Consider the following 26,953-nt stretch of genomic DNA (forward strand, 5'->3'; position numbering starts at 1 on the left):
AAGCCGATAACCTACTTATAAAATAGTAAGCTATCGACTTTATACACGTTTTTTATTCTTTTATAAATCCTAGAATCGACCGTATCCTAAGAAATGTTTTTTGTTATACGAACTGTTAATATCACCGTACGCAATTCCTTTATCGCTAGCATGGATCATTTGGCCATTACCAACGTAAATACCGATGTGAGATGGACCTGCTTTATAAGTACCTTGGAAGAATACTAAGTCTCCTGGTTGTGGGCTACTCACTTTTGAAACAGAATTCCAGTAACCATTAACGTCTTGACGACCTACACCAAAGATGTAAGAAATGAATCCACTACAGTCAAAACCACCATTTGATGGAGATGCACTTCCCCAAACATATGGTAAACCTAAGTAGCTTTGCGCTTTACCAATTACGCCACCCACATTTGGAGCTGGTTTTTTCTCTTCTTGTTTAGGTGCTTCTTTTTTAGGCTCTTCTTTCTTAGGCTCTTCCTTTTTAGGTTCTTCTTTTTTAGGCTCTTCTTTTTGAGCTTGTCCACCATTGTTTGCTGGTGCAGCTTGCTCTGCAGGTGCTTGTGCTGGTTGAGCTTGCGCAGCTTTAGCAGCTTGCTCTGCTTGTTTTTGAGCAGCAGCTTCTTGTGCAGCTTTTGCTTGTGCTTCTTCTTCGGCAATGCGTTGTAATTGTAATGCTTGTTTCTCAAGCTCTTTCAATTGACCTTCCGTACTTGTCATTGAAGTTACAACTGTATCCATTTTACCGCTTAAATCGTTTACCGCTGTTGCTTTTTTCTCTTTTTCAGCGTCAAGTTCTTTCTTAGCAGTTTCAATTTGAGCTTGTGCTTCTTTTAATTCTTTTTGTTTTTCTTTTACCGTTGCAACATCTTTTTTCACACTAGCTTGGTCTTCTTGTTGTGTTTTCATGATATCTTCATCAGACTCAAGAATTTTAGAAACAGAAGTTAAACGATCAACTAAATCTGCAACGTTTTTAGAGTTTACAAGAACTTCTGTTACAACGTTCGTATTTGGTTGTTCTTGAAGTGCAACTAAACGCTTTCTTAATAACTCTTCACGTTTTGCAATCTTTGTTTGTAATTCTGCAATATCTTTATTTTTCTTTTCAATTAATTGCTCAGTATCAGCAACTTTTTTCATTGTTTCATCAAGCTTTGCAGCATTCTCTTGAACAGATTTATCTAAACCTTGAATTGTTTTGTTTAAGTCATTCATTTGTTTTTGTAATTCATCACGTTCTTGTTGTTGTTTATGTAAAGTGTCATTTTGCGTGTTAATTTGTGATTTCACATCAGAAATTTTATCTTCTGCAAATACATTTGGTGTTAGCCCAGAAAACATTAATCCTGCAACTAATGCACAAGATGCCATTTTTAGCTTTTTCATTTTATTTTTTACACCGCTTTCTTTTTTCTTTTTCCGTATATAACCTATAAAATTTATACCATAATTCGGGATTTTTTTTGCTAATGTTACGTTTTTGTAAAACAAATGTAATATTATATGTAGCTCTAGCGCAAAATGCGTATATTTTTGTATGTATGTGTAGAAATTTATATACTTTTCTCACTTCTATAAACAAAGAAAAAACGTAAGGAATTCCTTACGTTTTATTAAATATACGAATACAGATGAAATGCTACTTCATCCATTTCTCAGCCCAATTTTGGACCTCATCCATAACACTTTCTAACGCTTTTCCCTTGTCAGTTAAGCCATACTCGATTCGAACTGGTACTTCTGGATAGACATTACGAACTACAATGCCCTCGCTTTCCAATTCCTTTAAACGCTCTGACAACATACGATCGCTCATATTTGGGATAATATCTGCGATTTCTCTAAAACGTTTCGACTCTTCAAGCAAAGATTTAATAATTAAGCCAGTCCACTTCTTACTAAGCAGAGTAAAAGCTGACTCAAACTTTGGACATAAACAAGAATTATGCTCCATATGTTTCACCTCTCTTCTATTATAATATAGTTTCTTGTAAAAAGTAAGTTATAAAACTTTCCTCATTATTTTATTTTACGTACATTTTACCATTTCCAAATATTAACTTGTCAACTAAACGTAACATACCCGTAAAAAAACCCTCTTAAAAAGAGAGCTTTTATATCTTTATTACTTCGTATACCATCCAAGACCTAATGCACCTTCACCTAAGTGCGTACCAATTACAGCTCCAAAATAACCTGTACGAATTGTGACGTGAGGATATTTTGCTTCTAATTCTTTCTTCCATTCATTCGCTTCTTCTTCACGTTGCGCATGAATGATAACTGCTTCCATAGGTACACCTTTACTTGCTTGCTCATCAAAAATTTCAATGATACGTTTTAATGCTTTTTTACGTGTACGAATCTTTTCAAACGGAATAATGATTTTATCTCTAAAATATAAAACTGGCTTCACTTGTAACAGACTGCCGATGAAAGCTTGCGCGCTATTCAATCGACCACCACGCTGTAAATGATGTAAATCATCAACTACAAAATAGGCGTCCATCGTTTTCTTCATTTCATCAAAACGAGCGATAATCTCTTTCGGGTTCTTTCCTTCACTTGCTAACTTTGCACCTTCACGCACATAAAATCCTTGTACTTCACAACTAATTTCAGAGTCATACGTGTATACATCAATACCCTCTACCATCTGTCCAGCTGTCGTTGATGTTTGATATGTACCACTAATTCCACTTGATAGGTGAATACTAATAACTGCATCATAATCTTTAGCTAGTTCTTCATATAGCTCAACAAACTTTCCGATTGCTGGTTGAGAAGTTTTTGGAAGTTCCTCTTGTTCACGTACTTTCACATAAAAATCATCTGCTGAAATTTCAGCTTCTTCTTGATAAGATTCTGTTCCAAACACAACGTTTAATGGAATCATATATATATTGAGTTCATCACGAATTTGCTTCGGTATATATGCCGTACTATCAGTAACAATAGCTATTTTCATTTTCGTACCTGCCTTATAAAAAGTTTTATTTCCTAATTTTACACGAAAACTACAAATGGTGCATCCATACATGAAAATGCCGGTTGAAATTATACCTACCATCTCGACAAATTACAACAAAAAGATAAAATACTCACCAAAAACTTCAGCATATTTAGAAAAAATGTTTGAATATAAAAAGGCTCGCTTTTAAAATGGAAAGTACTAGTCATTTTGATAGATAGGGGCGTACACAAGTGCTATTACAATATTTTACAATCAAAGACTACGGCGAACACGAAATCGTCATTCAAAAATCAAGATTTATTTGTTATATTAGCCGAGCAACGACTGAGGAAGAGGCTCAAAAATTTATACAAAAAATAAAAAAACAACATTGGAATGCAACACATAATTGTTCCGCTTATTTAATTGGCGAACAAGATCATATTCAAAAAGCAAATGATGACGGCGAGCCTAGCGGTACAGCTGGCGTACCAATGCTAGAGGTACTTAAAAAACGTGGACTAAAAGATACCGTTGTTGTCGTAACACGCTATTTTGGTGGCATTAAACTTGGCGCAGGTGGATTAATTCGTGCATATGGAAAGTGTACAAGCGAAGGCATTAATCATGTCGGTGTTGTCCAGCGAAAACTAATGCGTGTGATGCAAACCGAGATTGATTACACATTACTTGGCAAAGTGGAAAATGAATTACGCAATTCAAAATATGCCATTAAAGATATACATTATCTAGAAAATGTCACATTTGATACGTATGTAGAAGAAGATGGCAAACAAGCATTTACAGATTGGATGATTGAATTAACAAACGGGAAATGTACAATTACAGAAGGAGATATGTTGTACTTAGAACAAGATGTTATCTAAGCATAACCCATTTATCACCTTCAAAGATTAATGTAGTGAATTACTTCCCTACAAATGAACTAACGAACTAAGGAGATTATATATGGAAGAACGTTATTATCATCTCCAAAATAGCAGAATAAAAAAGAAGCGAAGAAGGAAACTTTTCTTCTTCCTTATTTTCGCATTTTTATTTGGCAGCATAGGAGTTTATGTGTTAAATTCTTACTCTTCTCTTATGGGGATGTATAGTGGTTTTACTCGTGAAAAATCAGATTTAAGAAACAAAGATGTAGAAATTACAAAGGAACCTTTTACAATTCTCATTATGGGTATAGAAGATTATGCGACAGATGGTCAAAATGGTCGTACAGACTCATTAATGTTCGCAACAGTCAATCCAAAAACGCAAAAGATTTCACTTATGAGTATTCCTCGTGATTCTCGAGTTAAAATTGTTGGCAAAAATAAGGAAGACAAAATTAACGCTGCCCATGCTTACGGCGGAGAAGAAATGGCAATCAAAACTGTCGAAGGCTTTCTAAAAGTTCCTGTAGACCATTATCTGAAAATTGATTTCCAAGGCTTTAAAGGTATCGTTGATGCTGTTGGCGGCGTTACCGTTGACGTACCCTTCGATTTCTGGGAGCGCTCTGACGTGGATTACTACAAAAAAATTCAATTTAAGCAAGGACAGCAAAACTTAAACGGTGAAGAAGCACTTGCTTATGTCCGTATGCGAAAGCAAGATCCAAATGGCGATTATGGTCGAGCTGCTAGACAAAGACAATTACTGGCCGCTGTTGCTCATAAACTAAACTCCACCTCTACTGTATTTAAAATTAAAGATTTAACAGCTGTCGTTGGAAAATATATAAAAACCGACATTCCTATTTCAGACGGACTTGCTCTTTACAATAAACTTTCTGGATTTGATCCTTCTACAATGCAAACGTTAAAGCTTGAAGGCGAAGACAAAAAGATAGGCGGTATTTATTACTTCCTTCCAGATCCAATCAGTGTAGAAACGGTGCGTAACGAAATTGAAAAAGAATTAGGAGAAAAAGCAAAAAACCCAACTACAAAAAACAACTCAAATCCTGATTCAAATTCAAGTTCTAATTCTAACGAACAAACAAAAAAAGAAACAAACCAAAATAAAACACCAACTGATCCGCCACCTTCTACAAATGCTCATGCAGAGTGGATTATGCGCAATCAGCCGTAACAAAAAGGCCCAATCTATGCGATTGGGCCTTTTTTATTTACTTATTAAAGTGCTGTAAAATTGCTTCTACAATACGCTCTGATGCACGACCATCACCGTAAGGGTTAGATGCTTTCGCCATCTTATCATGAGCTTCTTTATCTGATAACAACTCATCAGCAAGACCAAAGATTGTCTCTTCGTCTGTTCCTGCTAATTTCAGCGTACCTGCTTCAATACCTTCAGGGCGCTCTGTTGTATCACGAAGAACAAGAACTGGTACACCAAGTGATGGAGCTTCTTCTTGTACACCACCAGAATCCGTTAACATTAAGTATGAACGAGCTGCAACATTGTGGAAATCAATTACATCTAGCGGCTCAATTAAATGAATACGGTTATGTTCACCTAAAATTTCATTTGCTATTTCACGAACAACAGGGTTCATATGAACAGGGTACACAACTTGTACATCTTCATGTTTGTCAACAAGACGCTTAATTGCACGGAACATATTACGCATCGGTTCACCTAAGTTTTCACGGCGGTGAGCTGTCATAAGTACAAGACGATCATTTCCAAGTTTCTCTAGTACAGGATGACTATATGTTTCTTTTACAGTCGTTTGTAGCGCGTCAATCGCTGTATTTCCTGTGATGAAAATACGTGACTCATCTTTATTTTCCTTCTGTAAGTTCGTTGCTGATTTTGCTGTCGGTGAGAAATGAAGATCCGCCATTACACCTGTTAATTGACGATTCATCTCTTCTGGGTATGGAGAATACTTATCCCATGTACGAAGGCCCGCCTCAACATGCCCTACTGGAATTTGATTATAAAAAGCAGCTAAACTTGCAATAAATGTTGTTGTTGTATCACCATGTACAAGTACAATATCCGGCTTCGCTTCTTTCATTACTTTATCCAAACCTTCTAAACCACGCGTTGTAACATCAATTAAAGTTTGGCGGTCTTTCATAATATTTAAATCGAAATCTGGCGTAATTCCAAAGATACTTAATACTTGATCTAACATTTGGCGATGTTGTGCTGTTACAGTCACAATCGATTCAATTTTTTCTGGGTGTTTTTGCAACTCTAATACAAGAGGTGCCATTTTAATTGCTTCTGGACGTGTCCCGAAAATTGTCATTACTTTTAAACGTTCAGTCATGTGATTGCCTCTTTTCTTTCACTAATTACAGCTTCTATTATGACATATAAAAATATGCATGAGTACATCCCTTTTTAACGCATAACAGAAACTTTTCTATTACAAATACTTTTTCTTCCCACCGAGTAATAATCTATCTTTTGTTTCTTAACATCTTCATCAGTATAACAATTTCTCCCATCAAATAAAATAGGCTCCCTCATAAGTTGTACGTACTTTTCTAACGGATAAGTTTGAATATCTCCCCATTCTGTTACGATAAAAACCGCACTCGCATCTCTAATCGATTCATCTATACATCTACTATATTGTATAGCATCTCCAAATATATTCTTTACATATTGAATTGCTTTTGGGTCATAAAGAACAATATCTGCACCTATATTAATTAATGCTTCTATTATAATAAGAGATGATGCCTCTCTAATATCATCCGTATTCGGTTTAAAGGATGCGCCAAGAACTGCAATTCGCTTTTTATTCATGTTCATAACTTTTTTCGCTTTTTCAATCAATAGCAGCTGTTGCTTATTATTTACTTCAATAACTGCTTTTAACAAACGAAAATCATGAGCAACATTTCCCGCAATTTGCACCAGCGCTTTCGTATCTTTCGGAAAACACGATCCTCCGTAGCCAATGCCCGCATTTAAAAAAGATGCACCGATTCTCTTATCCATTCCCATCCCTTTGGCAACATCCAATACATTCGCACCTACCTTCTCACATATATTTGAAATTTCATTAATGAAACTAATCTTTGTAGCTAAAAAGGCATTCGACGCGTATTTAATCATCTCTGCACTTTTAATATCTGTAACATACGTTTCTAAACATAATTCACTATACAAACTCTCTACTCTTCTTGCTACTTCTTCACTATCCGCTCCAATTACAATACGATCTCCATGAAAGAAATCATAAATACCTGAACCTTCACGCAAAAACTCTGGATTCGATACGATATGTACTGTATGCCTCCCTTTTAACTTCTCCTCAATCCATCCCTTCATTACATCATTTGTACCTACTGGAACTGTACTTTTCGTAACAACAATAATATCGTTCGTCGCATATAATCCAATATCGTTACAAGCACTCTGAATATACGTTAAATCTGCCGTCCCATCTAATAAAGGTGGTGTTCCAACTGCAATAAATATAAACTCTACATCATCAAATGCCTCTTCTTTATTTGATGTAAAAGTTAAAGCATTATTCTCATATGCATAATTTATTAATTCATGTAATCTGGCCTCATAAATAGGTAAATCCCCTTGTTTTATCCGTTCAATTTTTTCATCATCTATATCAAAACATGTAACTGAATGTCCTAATTTTGCCAATCCTACTCCTGTAATCAATCCAACATATCCAGTACCTACTATCGTAATTTTCATTTCCTTTTCGCACAGGAATTTACAATAGAAAAGATATGAAATATAGAACTCTCCCTGCGCTTCCCCCTCTCATATTAAAAATGAGAAAACCCTTTTCCTTCTTCATTATATGAATTACTTCCCTTACTTTTTTTTAAGTTTTTGTAAAATTAAATGCACTATAAAGTAAAACTTAATCAGTGAGAATCAGACTGCCAGGTCACGCGTGATAAATTCCCACATTTTAACACGAAACTTACTCATTTCTACGTGCAACACTTATAATACTGAAATAAAAGTATTCACTATTGAAGAAAAAGAGGAAATGTTACATTCCAAAGCCCAGTACGATTAACCTTCTTATATGATTCAACATTCTATATACAATTGTCATATATTCTATCCGCTTCCATTAACCGTAAAAAGAAAAAAAGATTGAATTCTAATCTTTTTGTGATACCATATGTTATGAGCCTGTAAATAAACATCATAATTTTCAGATAAATATATTTTCAAAAAAAAATTACGTTAGACTATAAAGGGTGGGGTATTAATGGACTCACAAGTGATTTATGCCATTTTGGCATCATTCATCACTGTACTCGTCGTTACTCCTTTAGTTATTAAATTAGCTTTTAAAATAGGAGCGACAGATAAGCCAAACGCACGTAAAGTGCACCAAAAGATTATGCCACGTCTTGGCGGGTTGGCAATATTTATTGGTGTAGCTGTAGGATTTGTTGTCGGCGGCTTATATGAACAAAGAATGTTATCGATAACGCTAGGTGCGATTATCATTGTAATCATCGGAATTTTAGATGATATGTACGAGTTATCTGCGAGAGTAAAATTCGGTGGACAACTGTTAGTTGCCATTATGATTGTAAAAAGTGGATTATTAGTGCAAGTATTATATATCCCATTCCTTGGGGATACTGAACTTGGATGGCTTGCTTATCCAATTACAGTATTTTGGCTTGTAGGTATTACGAATGCAATCAACTTAATTGACGGCTTAGATGGATTATCTGCTGGGATTTCATCTATCGTACTTGCAACGCTAGCATATATGGCCTTCACTAGCCCATGGGGTACTGGAACAGCTATTATCTTGCCACTTGCATTAATTATATTAGCAAGTACAATTGGATTTTTATTCTACAACTTCCATCCAGCAAAAATTTTCATGGGAGATACAGGAGCACTATTTTTAGGATACTGTATTTCTGTTATATCGTTACTTGGATTATACAAAAGTGTAACGTTATTCAGTTTTATCGTTCCAATTATCATTTTAGGTGTACCTATATTTGATACGATATTTGCAATCATCCGTCGTATCGTAAATAAAAAACCTATTTCAGCACCAGATAAATCGCATTTACATCACCGCTTACTTGCAATGGGATTCTCTCATCGCAAAACGGTACTAATTATATACGCATTCGGTATTTTCTTTAGTGTAAATGCCATTATTTTCACTAGTGCAACGTTATGGTTATCCATTATTCTTCTTTTCGCTTTGATTTTCTTCACAGAAATCATCGCTGAAATAATCGGGCTTGTACATGAACGCTACAAACCAATCATTTCCTTTTATAAAAAAGTGAAAAAACGCGAAGACTAATTGTAGTATAGCCTTTTCAATTATGAAATATTCAAATAGCATCCTCTTTCTTATAAGAGGATGCTATTTTTTATTCTCATTTTATATTTCCAAAATATAGATTGTTTGAGAGTTCCTCTATTGGAGAAAGATATACATAATAAGAAAAGTATCAAGTTTTCTTTTTTACATCTTGATTGTCAAACTGAGGGTGAATGTTATGATCAAGCGAGTATTTCAATGTATTATTTTATTTTTAACGATTACTATGTACGTATCATCTAATACTGAAGCAACAACTGTTATTCCTGCTGAATATCATCCAAATACTGAAACAACTTCTCCTACACAAAAAATTGCGTACTTAACATTTGATGACGGGCCAAACAAATATACTACACAGATTTTAAACATCTTAAAAGAAAAGAACGGAAAAGCAACTTTCTTTGTTATTGGCGGAAAAGTGCCACATTACACAAAAACGATGCAACGATTAATTAAAGAAGGACATTATATCGGGCTCCACAGCATGTCACATGATGTAAAACGCCTTTACACTGGTGACCCTTCCACTTTAATTGCAGAAATGGAGCAAACACAAAGCATTGTCCAGCAAGTTACGAAATTAAATACACATCTCGTTCGCGTTCCATATGGTAGTATGCCTTACTTAAAAAAGAATTACCGTGACGCACTTGTATCGGCCCAGTATAAAATGTGGGATTGGACGATCGATACATACGACTGGAAAAGCTATGACAATCCTTCTGCCATACTCGAAAGAGTACGTAATCAAAGTGATGAACAAATCGAAGTCATTTTAATGCATGATTCGAGTGTAACCGTACAAATACTGCCAAAAGTAATTGATTATTTACAGTCACAAGGATACAAACTTCTTCCCTATAATCCTTCTTCTCATCTCAAGGTGAATTTTTGGAAAGACACAAGATTGTAACAGCTTTAGTGCCTATGTGCTAAAGCTGTTTTATTTTTCTCTTCCCACCCTTCCCATTTTTGTGTAAAATTTTAAATAGTGATGAAGTTTCGAGGTGAATAGAAATGAAACGAATAGATCTCATTTTTAACGCAATACAAAAAGGCAATTATACAGAAGGTGTAACCGCATCAGAACTCGCTACATTTCTGCAACTAGATCGCGCCAATGTAAGTAGCGATTTAAACAAACTTGTAAAAGATAAACGTTTATTAAAAACAAATACGCGACCTGTTCGTTTTTACATAGAAACGAACACTTCGTTGGAAACGCATTCAAAAGACATAACTTCATTAGATACATTTGCAATTGAAAATACGAGCCTTAAAATTGCAATTGAAAAAGCGAAAGCTTCTATTCTCTATCCTCCAAACGGTATGCATACTTTACTACTGGGAGAAACAGGGGTCGGAAAGTCTATGTTTGCTTCTTTAATGCACGAATATGCAATTGAAGTTGAACAGCTTCCCAAAGATGCACCATTTATCGTCTTTAACTGTGCTGATTATGCAAATAATCCACAGTTACTACTCGGGCAATTATTTGGGATTAAAAAAGGAGCTTATACAGGAGCAAGTGATCAAAAAGGGTTAATTGAAAAAGCACATGAAGGAATTCTTTTCTTAGATGAAGTACATCGCCTGCCTCCAGAGGGACAAGAAATGCTTTTCACCTTTATTGACCGCGGAGTATACCGCCGCCTTGGAGAAACAGAGAACGAACGTAAAGCACAAGTATTAATCATTACTGCAACAACAGAAGAACCAAATTCATTTTTATTAAAAACATTTACAAGACGTATACCGATGACTGTTACGCTGCCACCACTTCGTGAGCGTACACATAAAGAGCGCTTTGCTTTACTACAGCTATTTTTCACAAATGAAGCAATTCGTCTGCGAAAAGACATTCACGTTAGCCCAAATGCAATGCGTGCTTTCGTCTTTTACAATTGTCCCAATAACATTGGTCAATTAAAAACAGATGTACAAATTGCCTGTGCGAAAGCCTATTCTGATTTGGTAACAAAGAAACGTGATTCTGTCTATGTTTCAAGTACAGATTTACCTTGGTATATGAAAGAAGGATTGTTCATTGAAAGGAAGAGCCGTCACTTATACCAAATACCAAATGAAACATTTGTATTTACAGGTGAGGAAGGTTGGAGTAATCATAAAACAGAAGATGAAAAACGCTCTTCTATTTACGATTATATTGATTATAAATACGAAGAACTTCAAGCACGTGGTATTGAAGAGGAAGAATTAGAATTACTAATAGAAAATGATGTTCAAAGCTTTTTCGTACAATATTTTAACCAAATATCAAAAAAAACAAGCCATGAAAATGTTTTTAAAATTGTGGATCGTAATATCGTTTCCGTATGTGAAAAAATAGCGGAACTTGCTGAAAAGCATTTATCTAAGACGTTTGATGAAAAAGTATTTCTCGCTTTAAGTTTACATGTACAGACAACTCTACAACGTTTACAAAGCGGAAAACAAATACATCACCCACAATTAAATCAAATTCGTACGAAATATAAAGAAGCTTTTTCCGTAGCTATGCAATGCATTCAACTACTAGAGGAAGAATTACAAATAACAATGCCTATTGATGAAGCTGGCTTTTTAACAATGTTCTTCGTTGTTGATCCAATTCCTGCCTCACAAACAGAAGTAAAAGTATTAATATTAGCACACGGTAATGGCATCGCAACTGAAATGGCAAACGTCGCAAACGAACTTCTCGGCATTGAGGAAGTAACCGGTATTGATATGCCGTTACACGAATCACCGAAAGATTTCTTGGAACGTGTGAAAGTGTATATGAAAACACTACAAAATGTAAATGGGCTTCTCTTACTTGTCGATATGGGGTCACTTGCTTATATCGGTGACATATTAGAAACGGAGTTCAAAATCCCTGTACGTGTTCTCTCGATGACGAGCACACCACACGCACTAGAAGCAGCTCGAAAAGCTCAGCTCGGTTATTCATTAGATGCGCTGTATGAAACAGTAAAAAATTTAACACCATTTTACTTAAACGTACAAGAAGAAAAGAAAAAACCTCTCTCTCCAATGAAATCTGTTATTTTAACAGCTTGCTTAACTGGTGAAGGAAGTGCTTTAGCTATTCAAAAAATGTTAGAGAACTATTTACGATTTGATAAAGACTTAATTGAAATTATTCCGATTAGTATCGTCCATGAAAAAGATTTAACGAAAATGATTGAGAACATAAAAAAAGAGCGTAACATCATTTGTATCGTCACGAATTTCGATGTGCAAGTACCATGCTTAACATATCATTTCCAAGACATCGTAAACTACACAGCGATTCAGCCCATTCAAGAATTAATTACGTATGAAGAAACATATGCAAAAATGGCGGATATTCTTGAACAACAAATGCAGCGTAACGATGGAGCATTACTAATCAAAACAATTCGTTACGCATTAAATACAATTCAGGAATTAATTTCCTTACAGCTAACTCCTGATAGCTTAATGGGTGTTATTCTGCATATGAGCTGTATGGTTGACCGTCTTCAAAAAGGAGAAAGCCTTCTTCCTCACCCTGATAAAGAGAAAAGAAGACAAGATGAGTACTGGATGTATATGAAAGTAAAAAAAGCATTGCAACCAATTGAAAACACATTTGAAATACAAATACCTGATGACGAAGTATTTTATGTTATGGACTTCTTTATTAAAAATCAGCCTGTTAAAAATTAATTGAGGCAATTTTTAAAAATATCGACCGTAACGTGAGTTATATCAGCGATTATTGAAATATATCGGCGCAACTCAGATTATATCAGCGATTTTCAAAATATATCGGCGTAACTCAGATTATATCAGCGATTTTCAAAATATATCGGCGCAACTCACATTATATCAGCGATTTTCAAAATATATCGATTTACCGACAATAATCGCTAAAACTAGCACCTTATATAATGAGAAAAGGCTGTTCCAACATATGGACAGCCTTTTCCTCTATTTCTTTACTTTTCTAACTCGCCCTCTTATTTCTCCTCTTTTTTGTGATTTCGTATGGACATTAACATATACATTTGCCTGAATAATTTCTTGAAGTAAATGTACAAATGATTTCCCTTGTAAAGGTCCCTCAAAATCCTCCACATTCACTACACCAGTAATACTTCCCTCGTTCAAGCTAATCCCTTGCTCCAGTGGACCATACAAATATAAAACAACAGGACCAATTTGAGTAGACTTCCCTAAATGAATTTGACACGATATAACCTTTTCTATATTTTTTATTATTACTCTGTAATGCAATTTCGTTAAATCATCACTAAAAATAAACTCTGCTACCCCAAAAGCTTCTGTATTTACAGGAGGCACTTCCCTCTTACCTGTTAACCTGGCAAAGAAATGTGTTGTCATAAGGCATTCTCCTTATATAAATTTCCCAGCACTACTTCTACTACTTTATGGTTTAGACATAATCATTTATGACTTTTTCAATTTTAATTACAAAGAAAAGATTCACAAAATCTTTACATTAGATTTGTTCCTTTTGCTTTACCACTTCTTGTATAATGCACATAGCAAAAACATTCTAGGAGGTTATTTTGAAAAAAAACAAACACACCTTTCACACATTATTAGAGATTTTTCTCGTCTCATTTAAATTAGGACTTACTTCATTCGGCGGTCCTGTCGCTCATCTTGGTTATTTCCACCACGAATACGTGCAAAAAAGAAAATGGATGGATGAAAAAAGTTATGGAGACTTAGTAGCACTGTGTCAATTCCTTCCTGGCCCTGCCAGCAGTCAAGTCGGTATGGGGGTTGGATTATTACGGGGCGGGCTTTTAGGAGCTATTATTTCATGGATTGGATTCACTTTACCGTCTGTCCTTGTTTTAGTTTTCTTCGCCTCATTCCTTAATCAGTTCGATCTTGGGAGTGCTGGCTGGATTCATGGACTAAAACTTGTAGCAGTCGCTATTGTCGCTCACGCCATATGGGGAATGGCGCAAAAGTTAACTCCAGATCGCAACCGTGCGACGATTGCGATTGTAACTGCCGCAATCGCCTTATTATGGCCAAGTAGCTGGACGCAAGTGATCCTCATTATAATATGTGGCTTTATCAGCTGGTTTTTATATCGCAACCAACCAATTAGCCAATCTCAACATATAAAAGTACCTATTTCAAAAAAGATAGCAGTTTCTTGTCTCGTCTTATTCTTTGGACTCTTACTACTGCTACCAATATTAAGACCGTTCTCTTATTACATCGCTTTATTTGATAGTTTCTATCGCTCTGGCGCACTTGTATTTGGAGGAGGACACGTCGTGCTGCCCCTTCTTGAAGGTGAGTTCGTACAAAACGGCATGATGACGAAAGAACAGTTCCTAGCTGGATACGGATTAACACAAGCAGTACCAGGACCACTATTTACATTCGCCTCGTATATAGGAGCAGTGTTAAACGGGACGATTGGGGCAATACTCGCAACAATTGCGATTTTCCTCCCTGCTTTCTTACTCGTTATTGGTGTTTTACCATTTTGGAACAGCGTGAGAAAAATATCATTCATACAAGGCGCACTACTTGGAGTCAATGCCGCTGTTGTCGGTATTTTAATTGCCGCTTTTTACGATCCCATTTGGACGAGTACAGTTATGAATGCTTCAGATTTCGTTTTCGCTTCGCTTCTTTTTTGCTTACTAGCTTTTTGGAAAACACCACCTTGGGTTATCGTTATACTCGGGGCATTTGGCGGATATGCTCTATCCATTTTATAAATAAAAAACGACGGCATGATGTAGCCGTCGTTTTTCTATTAAAACTTCACAAGTTCTATCCCTTCAGGCAACTCACTCTCTGTTAAAATACGCAATTCCTTCACACGATCCATTACGTAAGAAGAACGCTTCACAAGCTCTGGATCAATATAAGCTGGATGAACCATAATTTCTACCGTTTGTTCACCTTGTACTCTTTCTTTTAACTTCACAAAGTAATCTTCCGTCACACCATCCGCATAAAAGTCACTGTAAAATACATCAGAAAATGGATGCACCGCTCTATCTTCCCCACAACGACGAATTGGAACATTATATTTAGCTGCTAATCTCTCAAGAACATCGTGTAAGATCGGTAATCCGTGTACATGATGATGACTATCTAAATGAGTTGGTGTTAATCCGTAAGATAGGAATTTCTCAATTTGAGCAGTCCACTCTCTCTCAACTTCTTCTGGATTTATATTCCCTTCCCTTACAACACTTTGTTTATGAAACGATCCGTCGCTACCTACAAGTGATGGTACGTCTCCAAGAAGTGGTTCCCCTGCTGTTAATACGAGATGTACGCCTACTCCGAGTAGGTTATACTCTTTCACTAAGCGTACCGCATGCTCTGTTCCTGGCATATTCATCATCATCGTCGTTGAATTTACAAGTCCATTTATATGCCCATCAATAATGCCGTAATTTGTACCTTCTGTAAGACCGAAATCATCTGCATTTACAATTAACTTAATCATCATAATACCTCCTAATAGAATAAAAAAAGCGGGCTAAATAGCGCCGCTTTTACTTCTCTACCTTTTTAAAGAACTGTGGAAGATATTCTTTATGTGCTTCCAACATTTCATCTAAAATTTGTTTTGCAACTGTATCTGATGGTACAAGTGGATTGATTGTCATAGCAAGCAGCGCCTTATGATAATCCCCTGTAACAGCAGCTTCAATTGTTGTGCGCTCGAATGATTTAATTTGTTGTACTAAACCGCGAACTGGTACTGGAAGGTCTCCAACTGCAATTGGTTTTGGACCTTCTTTCGTAATAATACAGTTCACTTCAACAGCTGAATCATGTGGCAAGCTTGCAATTGTTCCGTTGTTTCGTGTATTAACAGGCTGGATATCACCTTTATTATTGTAAATAGACGTAATTAAGCTACATGCTGCATCACTATAATAAGCTCCGCCACGTTTTTCTAATTGTGGTGGTTTAATATCTAAGTTCGGGTCTTTATATAACTCAAATAAATCATTTTCTAATTGTTTTACTACTTCTGCACGTGTACCTTTTTCAACAGAAGCCTCTTTCTCTTCTTCTAACATTTCACGTGTTTTGTAGTAGTAACGATGGTATGGACATGGAATTGCACGAAGGCCGCGAATAAAGTCTGGTTCCCAGTTAAGCGCTGCGATATTTTCCATCGTAATTTGCTTTTCTGGATCTGTCACAAGCTCTAACACACGATCCATTACACTTACGCCATCTAAGTATACGTCTAGTCCGTATACCATATGATTTAAACCTGCGAAATCAACGTGGACACGACTTGCATCTACTTCAAGTAATCTTGCAAGACCCATGCGGATTCCGATTGGAACGTTACATAGACCAACTACTCTTTGGATATTTGTATAACGAAGGACAGCCTCTGTTACCATACCAGCTGGATTTGCAAAGTTAATTAACCATGCATTCGGACAGAGCTCCTCCATATCTTTACAAATATCTAAAATAACAGGAATCGTTCTCAACGCTTTAAATAGACCACCAGGACCATTTGTTTCCTGACCGATTACATCATATTTTAACGGGATTGCTTCATCTTTTGCACGTGCTTCTAATAAACCAACGCGAAGTTGTGTTGTTACGAAGTCTGCATCTTTTAATGCCTCACGGCGATCAAGTGTTAAATGAACCTCGATTGGTAAACCTGATTTTTTCACCATACGTTTCGCTAAGTTACCAACGATTTCTAACTTTTCTTTTCCTGCCTCAATATCTACTAACCAAATTTCACGAACAGGAAGCTCATCATAACGCTTAATAAATCCTTCAATTAACTCTGGTGTATAACTAGATCCACCGCCGATTGTAGCAATTTTAATTCCAGTCATGCTTTATTCCCCTTTCGCTTCAAACTTTTTATAAAGATCGATAAACTCTGCTGCTAATTCTTTTACTGTAATCGCATTCATTAAATGATCTTGTGCGTGAATTAAAAGAACACTAACCTCTGTTTTTTCTCCTCTTGCTTCTGATTGTATGAGCTCTGTTTGGAAATGATGCGCTTCATTAATCGCTTCTTTCGCCTTTACCATCGCTTCATCTGCTTCTACCATTTTCCCCTGTTTGGCAAATTGAAGTGCCTCCATCGCAAAGCTTCGTGCGTTACCACTATTTAAAATCAATTGGAATGGAATTTGTTCTGCTGTAGTCATCATAATTACCGCCCTCTCTATAAGGTTCAACCGATTTAAATACCCCTTCAGTTTGAACATGTCTATTAAAGTATGAATTTATTAATGATAGTTTAGTGTTCATATAGATGTTTTTCATCTTTTTGAACATGATATAAAGGTAATTGTTCTCACAGGTATCGTTGTCTATGAGAACAATTACTATGTTACATAGGTAAAGAATTACTATTACCTTGCGCTGCTGCTTTTTCAGTACGAACAACTGAACGGTCACATAACACAACGAATGGATAATAAATTACCATTGCAATTACAAAGTTGAATAACTGTAGAATTGCACCAGAAATATGTCCACCTGTTACAAGATAACCACTAATAATTGGTGGTGTTGCCCATGGAATCATCACAACTGTTTTTGGTACCCACCCCATAGATATAGCTGTATAAGAAGTAATTACTAATACAATTGGTGTTAGGATAAAAGGTAAGAATAAAATTGGATTTAAAATAATTGGTGTACCAAATATTACTGGTTCGTTAATGTTAAATGCACCAGGTCCAATTGATAAGCGAGATACACCACGTAATTGTGCACTTTTTGCTACGAGTAATACCACTACTAAGAATGCTAATGTCGCACCAGAACCACCAAGGTATACGAAAGTATCAAAGAATGGTTTTGTAATAATATTTGGAACATCAAATGCAGATGTACCACCTTTGAATAAATTCATATTTTTCTCTAATGCCGGTAAGTATAATGGCTCAATAATACCACCAACGATATTTGGCCCATGTAAACCGAAGAACCAAAGAAGATGAACAAGGATTACAATGATAATTGCACTTGGTAATGTCCCTGCTAAACTTTGCAGTGGTGATTGAATCGTATTAAAAATAAATTCATGAACACTTGTACCAGATAATTTCACTGCTAATTGAATACCTGCAACTACTGTTAAGATAACAAATGCTGGAACTATAGCTGCGAAAGATCTTAAAACTGCTGGTGGTACTCCATCAGGCATTTTAAAAGTAATGTTTCTTTGTACAAAGAAACGGAATACTTCAGTAACAAGGAGTGCCACAATAATTGCTACGAATAACCCTTGTGCACCTGTCCAAGCTAAGTTCAATCCGCCTTCTTTCGGTGTTGTTGGTGTAAGAATAATTAACGCACCAAATGAAATAATACCTGCTGACAAACCATCAACGCCGTAAGATTTTGCTAAGTTATAACTTGTTGTAAATGCTATGATTAGTGCTAGAATCGCGAAAGAACCAGTCCACATTCCGCCGCCGACTTGTTTCCACGTTTCACCAAACAAACCTTTCATGAAATCTTGGAAAACTTCAGATGGAAAACCATTAATTAGTGATGCCAGTGCACCAACTAAAATAAGTGGCATAACTGCAATAAATCCGTCACGGATCGCAGCTAAGTGACGTTGCGATCCGATTTTACCAGCGACAGAGTTGCTAAGTACTTTATATACAAGCGAACTATTTGCTCGTATAGCTACATTCTTAACAGAAGATGGTGCTTTCGTCTGTCAATCTAATTCACCAGCTGATGCACCACTAGTGTATTGGAGTATTGGTAACACAATTGAACATGCAGGATTAACTGTGAAAAGTTATCATACAATCGTTCCTTCTTTCGGAACTGACTGGGGATTTCATCTTGCTACTAATTCTGCACATGTACTCGATCAAATTGAACAATTATATGTAATACCAAATCCTCGAACATTGCCTTCTCTTCTTTTTCCTTTATTCCAATTTAAAGAAGAACATCTAGAACAACGTAACCTCGCTCTTTTAAATTCAGAATCAAATCTTATCTTACATCGATGCTACAAACAGGAAATGAAGTTTTGACGATATTAATAGTAAGGAGTGCTGCCCTATGGAATATTCTACTTTTGGCAAGCATATAATAGTAGATTTGTGGGGAGTGGACTTTTCCCTATTAGATGATATGCACTTTTTAGAATATCATCTAGTTACAGCTGCAGATTACTCTGGTGCCCATGTTTTAAACGTAAGTAAAAAAGAGTTCCAGCCATATGGTGTTACTGTATTAGTGTTATTATCAGAAAGCCATCTTTCCATTCACACTTACCCGGAACAAAATTTTGCAGCTATTGACTGTTATACTTGCGGTACAACCGTTGAACCACAAATAGCGATTGATTATATCGTAAATATATTAAAACCGGAACGGATGCATATAAAAAGATTAATTCGTGGTATAGGAGAAATTGTTACTGCCGATTAATTATAACTCTTACTCATCCGAAAAAAGGAGGATTGTAAAATACCATCAGTGGAACGAACATTCCACTGATGGTACAGAAACATACATAAAAAAACCTTGCATAAGCAAGGTTCATTCATCCACCGACATCTTCCTATATAACTCTACAAACTCACTCGCTAATTCTTTCACCGTAATTGCATTCATTAAATGGTCTTGCGCGTGTACCATTAAAAGAGTAACTTCGGTCTTTTCGCCACCAGCCTCTTTCTGGATAAGCTCCGTTTGTACGCGGTGCGCCTCCTTTAATTCCTCTAGTGCTTCTTGTAATTTAGCTTCAGCTTCTGTAAACTCCCCACGCTTCGCACAATCAATTGCTTCCATTGAACAACTTCTCGCGTTTCCCCCATGCAAGATTAAATGAAAAGCTTTCGTCTCTATCGTATCCATTGTAGTTCTTTACTCCCCCTTTTCTTCCGCCAGTTTTTGTTTATCCCATATTTTTAAGAACGGTAAATAAATGAAGAATGCTAGCGCAAAGTTAACAAGTTGCAAAATAACACCTGAAATTTTCCCGCCCGATCCTAAATATCCACTAAAAAGAATAGGTGTCGTCCAAGGTACAGCGGCCCCACTCGGACGTGCAACCCATCCCCATTCCATTGCAAAGTAAGAAACAATTGTTAGCACGACTGGAACTAATATAAATGGAATTAGTAAAAGTGGGTTCATCACAATCGGCATACCAAAAGTTACCATCTCATTAATATTAAATATACCAGGTGCAATTGACAATCTCCCTAAACTTTTTAATTGTTGACTTCGTGCAAATAGTAACATTCCGACAACTAGAGCAAGCGTTGCACCAGAACCGCCCATATAAATCCATAAGTCAAAAAACTGTGCCGTAATCGTATTTGGTACATCTTGCCCAGCTTGAAAAGCAACTCGGTTTTGATCCATTAACGACAACCAAACGGGGCTCATTACACCACCAACAATAGTAGCACCATGAATTCCACACGACCAAAGAACATGAACGAGAATAACTGCTATTATTGCGCCCCAAAGACTAGCACCAATTACACTAAGCGGTTCCTGTAAAATTTGTCCTATAATATTATGGATACTGCCAAAAGAAGTATTTTCTATAATTAAGCGTAAAATCCAAATAACTGTTACAACAATAAATCCTGGAACAAGTGCTGCAAATGAACGCGTGACAGCTGGTGGAACTGTCTCTGGCATCTTTATAATTATCTTTTTTTGTACAATAAACCGATAAAGTTCAGTAGATATAAGTGCAATAATCATTGCTACAAATAACCCTTGGCTTCCCATTAATGCAGCTGGGATAGCGCCTTCTACAAGTACACTTTCTTTTGTACTTGGTATAATATATGCAACTTGAAATGGAGTCGCAAGTAAAAACGTCACAAGCGACAATGCCCCGGATGCTAAAGCATCTACTTTATAATACTCTCCAAGTCTGTAAGCGATTCCAAAAACAGCTATTAAAGCCATTATATTAAAAGTTGCACTAACTGGATACCCTAAAGCTCGCTGCCAATTCTCCCCAAACAAACCTGCCATAAAATCGTTATATCCCGGTATCGGCAGTGCACTAATAATGAGGAAAAACGATCCAATAATTAAGAAAGGCATCGTTAAAATAATTCCATCTCGAATTGCTTGTAAATGCCTCTGCTCTGCAACCTTCCCTGCTACCGGCATCACATACTTCTCTAAAAACCGTATCATCTATCCCACTCTCCTCATGGTTTCATTAACAAAGCTGCTTGCAAGATAGCTTCTCCATTACAAAGTCCGTAATGAACAGATTGAATGACATCAACAGGTATCCCTTTATCCTTACATAGTTCTTTCATTTTCGGTAATAAATAACGTACTTGCGGTCCAAGTAAAAGGACATCAGCTTTATCAATATGACTATTCACTTCAGAACCTGATACTGCCCAGATTGTTACTTCTATCCCTCTTGCCTCTGCTGCTTTCTCCATCTTTGTAACAATCAAACTGGAAGACATTCCCGCTGCACAGCAAAGTAAAATATTCATCCCGCTTCCCTCCCCCTTTTTCTCTACCTAAGCTATGGTGCACTCCTTGCCACCACTAGGTTACAAATATATATGTCTAGATTTCCTGCTGTATGCCGAGCTTAAAAACAAAAATTTCTTGATTTTCACGCTATTCCATTTATCCGTATTCTCCTAGTAAAGGGGCCCCTAACTCGCTATAATGATTCAGTATGATTTTTTTAATTGATAGGAGGATATATTTATGAAGGCATATCGCTTTCCACTTATTTTATTATCTTCTATCCTAATTGGTGGTTTCATTGGTTATTTCATGGGTGCCGATGCAGTTGCTTTAAAGCCGCTTGGTGACATTTTCTTAAACTTAATGTTTACGATTGTTGTACCTCTAGTGTTCTTTAGCATCGCATCGTCTATTGCTAATATGGATGGATTAAAACGTTTCGGTAAAATTATGTCTAGTATGGCTGGGACTTTCTTATTTACAAGTATTTTAGCTGCTATTTTTATGATTATTGTCGTGAAAGTATTCCCGCCAGCACAAGGTGTTGTACTAGAACTAACACAACCTGACAAAGCCGGCAAAGCTGTTAGTGTTGCAGATCAAATCGTCGGTATTTTAACAGTATCTGACTTCTCGAAGTTACTATCTCGTGAAAATATGTTAGCTCTTATTTTCTTCTCTATCTTAATGGGGATTGCAACTTCAGCAGTTGGCGAAAAAGGAAAGCCATTTGCTACATTCCTACAAGCTGGTGCAGAGATTTCAATGAAGGTTGTATCTTTCATTATGTACTACGCTCCAATCGGACTTGCTGCTTACTTCGCAGCATTAGTTGGCGAATTCGGACCACAACTTCTTGGAACTTACTTCCGAGCAGCAATGGTATACTATCCTGCTTCTCTAATTTATTTCTTTGTATTCTTCACATTCTATGCATACCTTGCAGGTCGCAAACAAGGTGTACAAGTATTTTGGAAGAACATGGTCTCTCCTACAGTTACATCACTTGCAACTTGTAGTAGTGCTGCTAGTATTCCAGCAAACTTAGAAGCAACAAAGAAAATGGGTATTTCTTCAGACGTTCGTGAAACAGTTGTCCTTCTTGGTTCTACTCTTCATAAAGATGGCTCTGTTTTAGGCGGCGTATTAAAAATTGCTTTCTTATTCGGTATTTTCAACATGGAATTCGAAGGACCGAAAACATTAGCAATCGCACTTGTTGTTTCTCTATTAGTAGGAACAGTAATGGGCGCTATTCCAGGCGGCGGTATGATTGGTGAAATGTTAATCGTTTCTTTATATGGCTTCCCGCCAGAAGCATTGCCAATTATCGCAGCAATCAGTACAATCATTGATCCTCCTGCAACGATGTTAAACGTAACAGCAGATAACGCTTGTGCCGTAATGACAGCTCGCCTTGTAGAAGGTAAGAACTGGATCAAAAACAAATTTGCTTAATAAATAGAAAGAGGATGCTCCAAACGAGCATCCTCTTTCTTTGTTGTTAATCCATTCCGCCACAAATTTGTTAAAACCTTCACAAATATTCCACACCTCTTATCCATTCTCCGTACTATAATCATGTATGGAAAAGGAGATGGATCTAATGACTCAAAGCGCACCAGAATTTAAAGTTTTGCAAAGCATTGCATTTCTCGCTGTCGTTTTGCAAAGTTCTTTATTATATACAATGAATCAAGGAAATGTCTTACTTGAGGAATCCCTCATTATGGGCATGCTATTTAATCTTGCAAAATTCTCAGCACCAGCATTCATATTTATCGTTGGATTCCACTTAATTCGTCACTATACGAAGCAATTAGTATATAAAGAATATATTTCTGAAAAAGCGATACACTTACTCATTCCGTATTTCTTTTGGTCTATTCTTTACTTATTAACAACAAACGATCTTATTACATTACAAAGTGGAATAAAAAGTTTATTACTCGGAACAGCCGCGCCCCATCTTTGGTACGTTATTATGATGTTCCAAATTCACTTATTGTTCCCTTTACTATGCACACTTTTTTATTGGTTTCAAAAACGAACAGAAAATAAAAAAGACATATATAAATATATGACCTTTTTCGCTTGCCTATATTTTCTATTAATGTGGTTCTCTTCTCACTATATTTTTAATGGAGAAAAATTAACAAGTTCAACAATTTTACATTATACAGATCGATCATTTCTATTCTACTCATTCTATTTCGTTATGGGCGGCATTGCCGCTGTAGCACTAAAAACTTGGCGTCTATTCGTCATGAAACATATCCCGCTTATAACAATATTATTTTTCATCTTATTTTTATTCATCAATTATGAGTTGTTTAGTTTTTACGGAGCAAACTCTATTCATTTAACTGTTTCTACCTATTTAAAACCATCTATGTTTTTATATATCGTATGCGAAATTATCATACTGTATGTGTTATCTATTATGATAGTACAGCGTCGTGGTTTCTTATATAAAACGTTACGTTTCATTGGAAATTACACGTATGGTGCTTATTTAGCTCATTTATTCTTCTTGCAACTATGCACAAAACTTCTTTCCTTATTCACGCTGCAAGAAAATACTATATTATATAGCCTATTACTATTTGTGTTAACGGCTATTATCTCTATTTCAACAATGGTCATTTGTAGCACAATACCATTTCATACTTGGATTACAGGTCCTTCTCCTACAACAAAGATGAAATGGACGAAGGTTGTATTACGAAAAAATCATAAAAAACTATTCAAGCCATATATTTGATATAATAATACGCATATAAAAAGAAAGCGAGAGACACCTATGATTAATCAAGTTGGACAAATTATGCTATATGTAAATAACCAAGACGAAACAGTACAATTTTGGACAGAAAAAGTAGGGTTCCAAATCATTGCGGAAGAAAATAACGGAAACGGATTCCGCTGGATTGAAATTGCACCGGCGAAAGAAGCAGGAACAAGCATCGTCCTTCACGATAAAGCGTTAATCGCGAAGATGCAACCTGAACTAAACCTAAATACACCTTCACTTATGTTCTTCTCAAATGACTTAGACCGTCTATATAAAGATCTTTCTGAGAAAAATGTCACAGTTGGACAGGTTGTAGATTTACCTACTGGTAGAGCATTCAACTTTGCTGATAATGAAAATAATTACTTTGCAGTAATGGAACGTAAATAAAAAATAAGCTATCCGAAAAAATCGGATAGCTTATTTCATTTTAAGAAACTTGTTCTGCATTCGTTTCTCTATGCTGTATATGGCTCGTGACCCAAGCAATTCCACCGGCAACAACGAGATAACATAACAATATTAAAATTTGCATTTGTAATTGCGACCAATCTCCTAAAGAGATAACATCTTGTAATCCTCTAAGAGAATGAGACATTGGGAGAAACTGTCCAATTTTGCTAAGAACAGCTATATTTAATTCTCCTGGGAAAGTACCTCCGCTCGTCGCTAATTGCAGGACAAGAAGCGTTACCGCTAAGAACTTTCCAACAAGACCAAATACTGTTACTAACATAAGAATAAATGTCATGAACGTAAAGGAAATAACAATACTTGATAAAACAAAAAGTGGCACACTTGCAACTTCTAATTTCATAACTCCTAGCACAACTACATCTACGAGTAGCGCTTGAATGAGTCCAATTAAATATACCAATCCTAGTTTATTAATAAAATGTACCGTTCCGCTTACCTTCATGTTTTGTCTGCGGCCAAGAGGTAAAATATTCGATGCCATAATTCCGCCAACATAAAATGCAAGTGATAAGAAATATGGTGCAATGCCTGAACCGTAGTTAGGAACGTCAGAAACTGTTGACTTCACTAACTGAACTGGCTCTGAGAACATCGTATTGCGTGCATCATCATTACGAACATCCGCTATCTTCTCTGCGCCCTCTCCTAATTTCGTAGAAAGTTCTTTCGCACCATCATCAAGTTTAACAAGTCCATTTGTTAATTTACTAGCACCGTTATTCAGCTCCGTTCCACCACTCGCAAGCTGATTTACACCTTCTTGCAATGATGTAAAGCCATTTCCCCACTTCATAAATCCATCAGCCAAATTCGATGCACCATCTGCTATCTTTTTCGTTCCAGCAGTAGCTTCATTTAACTTAAATCCGAATGTATTCATGCCTTCTTCAATCTTATGTTGACCATCAGTTAGCTTCTTCGCACCTTGTGTCAATTGTTGTTGGCTATTATTTAAAGTACTTGTTGCTTTAGCTAGTCCATTAGACGTAGCAACAATTTTTTGAAAAGCGGGATCTTGCTGCACTTCTGGATGATTTTTCACGTACTCTTCTAATTGTTGTTTCACACTATTTGCCGCATTGTCCGCTTTCGCTTGCCCTTCAGCAAGTTTTTCATTTCCATTCACCCAATCATTTGTACCAGCACTTAATTCACTAATTCCTGATTGTAACGTTTTTTCACCTTGTGCTAATAACTCCATACCACTATGAAGTGATGTCGCTCCTTGACTCAGCTCATTTGCTCCCCCGGTTAAAGCAGATTGACTAGATGCAAGCTTTTCAGTTCCTTCTTTCAATTTCGATGTCCCATCACTTAAACGATCAATACCATTCGCAAGCTGACTTGCTCCATTTTTTGCATCGGTCGTTCCTTCATGTAATTTCCCCGCACCGTTACTTGCATCACTCAACCCTTGTGCCAAATCTTGAAACTTTGAAAAGACACCTTCTGTATAAGATTTCGTAATACTGTTTGAGATTTTTGTTTTCATATTTTCAACAGCTGTCGTTCCAATTTGAGCCGCTACAAAGTTTTTACCTGGATTTACTTTGTACTGCAACTTTGCTGGCTCTGGTTTCTCATTCATAAGTGTACTTACCTTTTTAGAGAAATCTTCCGGAATCGTAACAACCATATAATATTTATCTTCTTTTAACCCTTCATCCGCATTTTTTTCTGATACGAAATGAAAAGCCAATTCCTTATTCTCTTTTAAATTTTTAACAAAATCGTCTCCTGCATGAATTGTTTTTTCATCCATCGCAGCACCCTTATCTAAATTCACAACCGCAACAGGTAATTTATCTAATTTTCCGTACGGATCCCAATATCCAGCTAAAAAGAATCCTGAATAAATTAACGGAACGATTAATAAAAAAATTAAAGCGATACGTCCATGTTTATGGTGCCACATCGCTTTCCAATCTTTAAATATAAGTTTAATTCCCTTCATGAAACATAC

Annotated in this window: 24 protein-coding genes and 1 pseudogene; 11 read left to right on the forward strand and 14 right to left on the reverse strand. The window is 36.3% G+C overall.

Going from position 1 to position 26,953, the window contains the following annotated elements:
- Positions 1-69 precede the first annotated feature (69 nt).
- From MHB52_RS26630 to MHB52_RS26640, 3 genes are all read right to left on the reverse strand, one after another.
- Positions 70-1,497 (reverse strand): C40 family peptidase, encoded by a 1,428-nt coding sequence (locus MHB52_RS26630; RefSeq protein ID WP_016118897.1) that lies wholly within the window; start codon positions 1,495-1,497, stop codon positions 70-72.
- A 148-nt stretch (positions 1,498-1,645) separates the two neighbouring features.
- Positions 1,646-1,960, reverse strand: a complete 315-nt coding sequence (locus tag MHB52_RS26635; RefSeq protein ID WP_000400857.1) for a winged helix-turn-helix transcriptional regulator — start codon at positions 1,958-1,960, stop codon at positions 1,646-1,648.
- A 171-nt stretch (positions 1,961-2,131) separates the two neighbouring features.
- Positions 2,132-2,974 (reverse strand): DegV family protein, encoded by an 843-nt coding sequence (locus tag MHB52_RS26640; RefSeq protein ID WP_000684725.1) that lies wholly within the window; start codon positions 2,972-2,974, stop codon positions 2,132-2,134.
- A 236-nt stretch (positions 2,975-3,210) separates the two neighbouring features.
- On the opposite strand from MHB52_RS26640, the gene MHB52_RS26645 reads away from it, so the two are divergent.
- Both MHB52_RS26645 and MHB52_RS26650 read left to right on the forward strand, forming a co-directional pair.
- The gene (locus MHB52_RS26645; RefSeq protein ID WP_016118898.1) at positions 3,211-3,846 is read left to right on the forward strand and encodes a YigZ family protein; all 636 of its coding nucleotides are present in this window, start codon (positions 3,211-3,213) and stop codon (positions 3,844-3,846) included.
- Between the two features lie 82 nt (positions 3,847-3,928).
- Entirely contained in the window at positions 3,929-5,053 is a 1,125-nt protein-coding gene (locus MHB52_RS26650) for an LCP family protein (RefSeq protein WP_000392797.1), read from the forward strand.
- 37 nt (positions 5,054-5,090) lie between these two features.
- On the opposite strand, the gene wecB is transcribed toward MHB52_RS26650, so the two are convergent.
- The gene (gene wecB, locus MHB52_RS26655; RefSeq protein ID WP_000140145.1) at positions 5,091-6,206 is read right to left on the reverse strand and encodes a non-hydrolyzing UDP-N-acetylglucosamine 2-epimerase; all 1,116 of its coding nucleotides are present in this window, start codon (positions 6,204-6,206) and stop codon (positions 5,091-5,093) included.
- A 74-nt stretch (positions 6,207-6,280) separates the two neighbouring features.
- Positions 6,281-7,606: a UDP-glucose dehydrogenase family protein gene (locus MHB52_RS26660; RefSeq protein ID WP_000704918.1), complete on the reverse strand. Its 1,326-nt coding sequence runs from the start codon at positions 7,604-7,606 to the stop codon at positions 6,281-6,283.
- 532 nt (positions 7,607-8,138) lie between these two features.
- Between MHB52_RS26660 and MHB52_RS26665 the strand changes: the two genes are divergently transcribed.
- From MHB52_RS26665 to MHB52_RS26675, 3 genes are all read left to right on the forward strand, one after another.
- Complete coding sequence (locus MHB52_RS26665; RefSeq protein WP_000378319.1) at positions 8,139-9,212, forward strand: glycosyltransferase family 4 protein; 1,074 nt, start codon at positions 8,139-8,141, stop codon at positions 9,210-9,212.
- Positions 9,213-9,411: 199 nt separating this feature from the next.
- On the forward strand, positions 9,412-10,149 hold the full coding sequence (locus MHB52_RS26670) for a polysaccharide deacetylase family protein (RefSeq protein ID WP_016118900.1): 738 nt from the start codon (positions 9,412-9,414) through the stop codon (positions 10,147-10,149).
- A 104-nt stretch (positions 10,150-10,253) separates the two neighbouring features.
- Entirely contained in the window at positions 10,254-12,929 is a 2,676-nt protein-coding gene (locus MHB52_RS26675) for a PRD domain-containing protein (protein ID WP_000820967.1), read from the forward strand.
- A 264-nt stretch (positions 12,930-13,193) separates the two neighbouring features.
- Here MHB52_RS26675 and exsM read toward each other — a convergent pair whose 3' ends face one another.
- Positions 13,194-13,607, reverse strand: a complete 414-nt coding sequence (gene exsM, locus MHB52_RS26680; RefSeq protein WP_016118901.1) for an exosporium regulatory protein ExsM — start codon at positions 13,605-13,607, stop codon at positions 13,194-13,196.
- Between the two features lie 188 nt (positions 13,608-13,795).
- Here exsM and MHB52_RS26685 point away from each other — a divergent pair, with 188 nt between their 5' ends.
- Positions 13,796-14,977: a chromate transporter gene (locus MHB52_RS26685; RefSeq protein ID WP_016118902.1), complete on the forward strand. Its 1,182-nt coding sequence runs from the start codon at positions 13,796-13,798 to the stop codon at positions 14,975-14,977.
- Between the two features lie 38 nt (positions 14,978-15,015).
- Here the strand turns inward: MHB52_RS26685 and chbG are convergent, their stop codons facing one another.
- The 4 genes from chbG to celB (MHB52_RS26705) form a co-directional block, all read right to left on the reverse strand.
- Entirely contained in the window at positions 15,016-15,720 is a 705-nt protein-coding gene (gene chbG / locus MHB52_RS26690; protein ID WP_061664409.1) for a chitin disaccharide deacetylase, read from the reverse strand.
- Positions 15,721-15,769: 49 nt separating this feature from the next.
- A complete protein-coding gene (celF, locus tag MHB52_RS26695; protein ID WP_000145763.1) occupies positions 15,770-17,095 on the reverse strand; it encodes a 6-phospho-beta-glucosidase in 1,326 nt (441 codons plus the stop codon).
- Positions 17,096-17,098: 3 nt separating this feature from the next.
- Positions 17,099-17,422, reverse strand: coding sequence for a PTS lactose/cellobiose transporter subunit IIA (locus MHB52_RS26700; protein ID WP_000989058.1), 324 nt, complete (start codon positions 17,420-17,422; stop codon positions 17,099-17,101).
- Between the two features lie 182 nt (positions 17,423-17,604).
- Positions 17,605-18,915, reverse strand: coding sequence for a PTS cellobiose transporter subunit IIC (celB, locus tag MHB52_RS26705; protein WP_061664410.1), 1,311 nt, complete (start codon positions 18,913-18,915; stop codon positions 17,605-17,607).
- On the opposite strand from celB (MHB52_RS26705), the pseudogene MHB52_RS26710 reads away from it, so the two are divergent.
- Together MHB52_RS26710 and speD are read left to right on the forward strand one after the other, a co-directional pair.
- Positions 18,863-19,279, forward strand: a pseudogene (locus tag MHB52_RS26710) (polyamine aminopropyltransferase); the annotation flags it as partial. The gene celB (MHB52_RS26705) and the pseudogene MHB52_RS26710 overlap by 53 nt on opposite strands.
- 28 nt (positions 19,280-19,307) lie before the next feature.
- Entirely contained in the window at positions 19,308-19,679 is a 372-nt protein-coding gene (gene speD / locus MHB52_RS26715) for an adenosylmethionine decarboxylase (protein WP_000456821.1), read from the forward strand.
- 111 nt (positions 19,680-19,790) lie between these two features.
- On the opposite strand, the gene MHB52_RS26720 is transcribed toward speD, so the two are convergent.
- Genes MHB52_RS26720 through MHB52_RS26730 form a run of 3 tightly spaced genes read right to left on the reverse strand, consistent with a single transcriptional unit; the run spans position 19,791 to position 21,736 of the window.
- A complete protein-coding gene (locus MHB52_RS26720) occupies positions 19,791-20,108 on the reverse strand; it encodes a PTS lactose/cellobiose transporter subunit IIA (RefSeq protein WP_000379645.1) in 318 nt (105 codons plus the stop codon).
- A gap of 9 nt (positions 20,109-20,117) precedes the next feature.
- Entirely contained in the window at positions 20,118-21,419 is a 1,302-nt protein-coding gene (gene celB, locus MHB52_RS26725; protein WP_061664411.1) for a PTS cellobiose transporter subunit IIC, read from the reverse strand.
- A 14-nt stretch (positions 21,420-21,433) separates the two neighbouring features.
- Positions 21,434-21,736, reverse strand: coding sequence for a PTS sugar transporter subunit IIB (locus MHB52_RS26730; protein ID WP_001023554.1), 303 nt, complete (start codon positions 21,734-21,736; stop codon positions 21,434-21,436).
- A 223-nt stretch (positions 21,737-21,959) separates the two neighbouring features.
- On the opposite strand from MHB52_RS26730, the gene MHB52_RS26735 reads away from it, so the two are divergent.
- The 3 genes from MHB52_RS26735 to MHB52_RS26745 all read left to right on the forward strand — a co-directional run bounded on the left by MHB52_RS26735 (position 21,960) and on the right by MHB52_RS26745 (position 24,903).
- On the forward strand, positions 21,960-23,177 hold the full coding sequence (locus tag MHB52_RS26735) for a dicarboxylate/amino acid:cation symporter (RefSeq protein ID WP_000649376.1): 1,218 nt from the start codon (positions 21,960-21,962) through the stop codon (positions 23,175-23,177).
- 148 nt (positions 23,178-23,325) lie between these two features.
- Positions 23,326-24,483 carry an acyltransferase gene (locus tag MHB52_RS26740; RefSeq protein WP_000194295.1) on the forward strand — a complete coding sequence of 386 codons (1,158 nt, stop codon included), beginning with the start codon at positions 23,326-23,328 and terminating at the stop codon, positions 24,481-24,483.
- A gap of 39 nt (positions 24,484-24,522) precedes the next feature.
- Positions 24,523-24,903 carry a VOC family protein gene (locus MHB52_RS26745; RefSeq protein WP_000610162.1) on the forward strand — a complete coding sequence of 127 codons (381 nt, stop codon included), beginning with the start codon at positions 24,523-24,525 and terminating at the stop codon, positions 24,901-24,903.
- A 40-nt stretch (positions 24,904-24,943) separates the two neighbouring features.
- On the opposite strand, the gene MHB52_RS26750 is transcribed toward MHB52_RS26745, so the two are convergent.
- Entirely contained in the window at positions 24,944-26,944 is a 2,001-nt protein-coding gene (locus MHB52_RS26750) for a YhgE/Pip domain-containing protein (RefSeq protein WP_061664412.1), read from the reverse strand.
- Between the last annotated feature and the right edge of the window lie 9 nt (positions 26,945-26,953).

The organism is Bacillus sp. FSL K6-0073 (assembly GCF_038006085.1).
GTDB lineage: Bacteria > Bacillota > Bacilli > Bacillales > Bacillaceae_G > Bacillus_A > Bacillus_A cereus.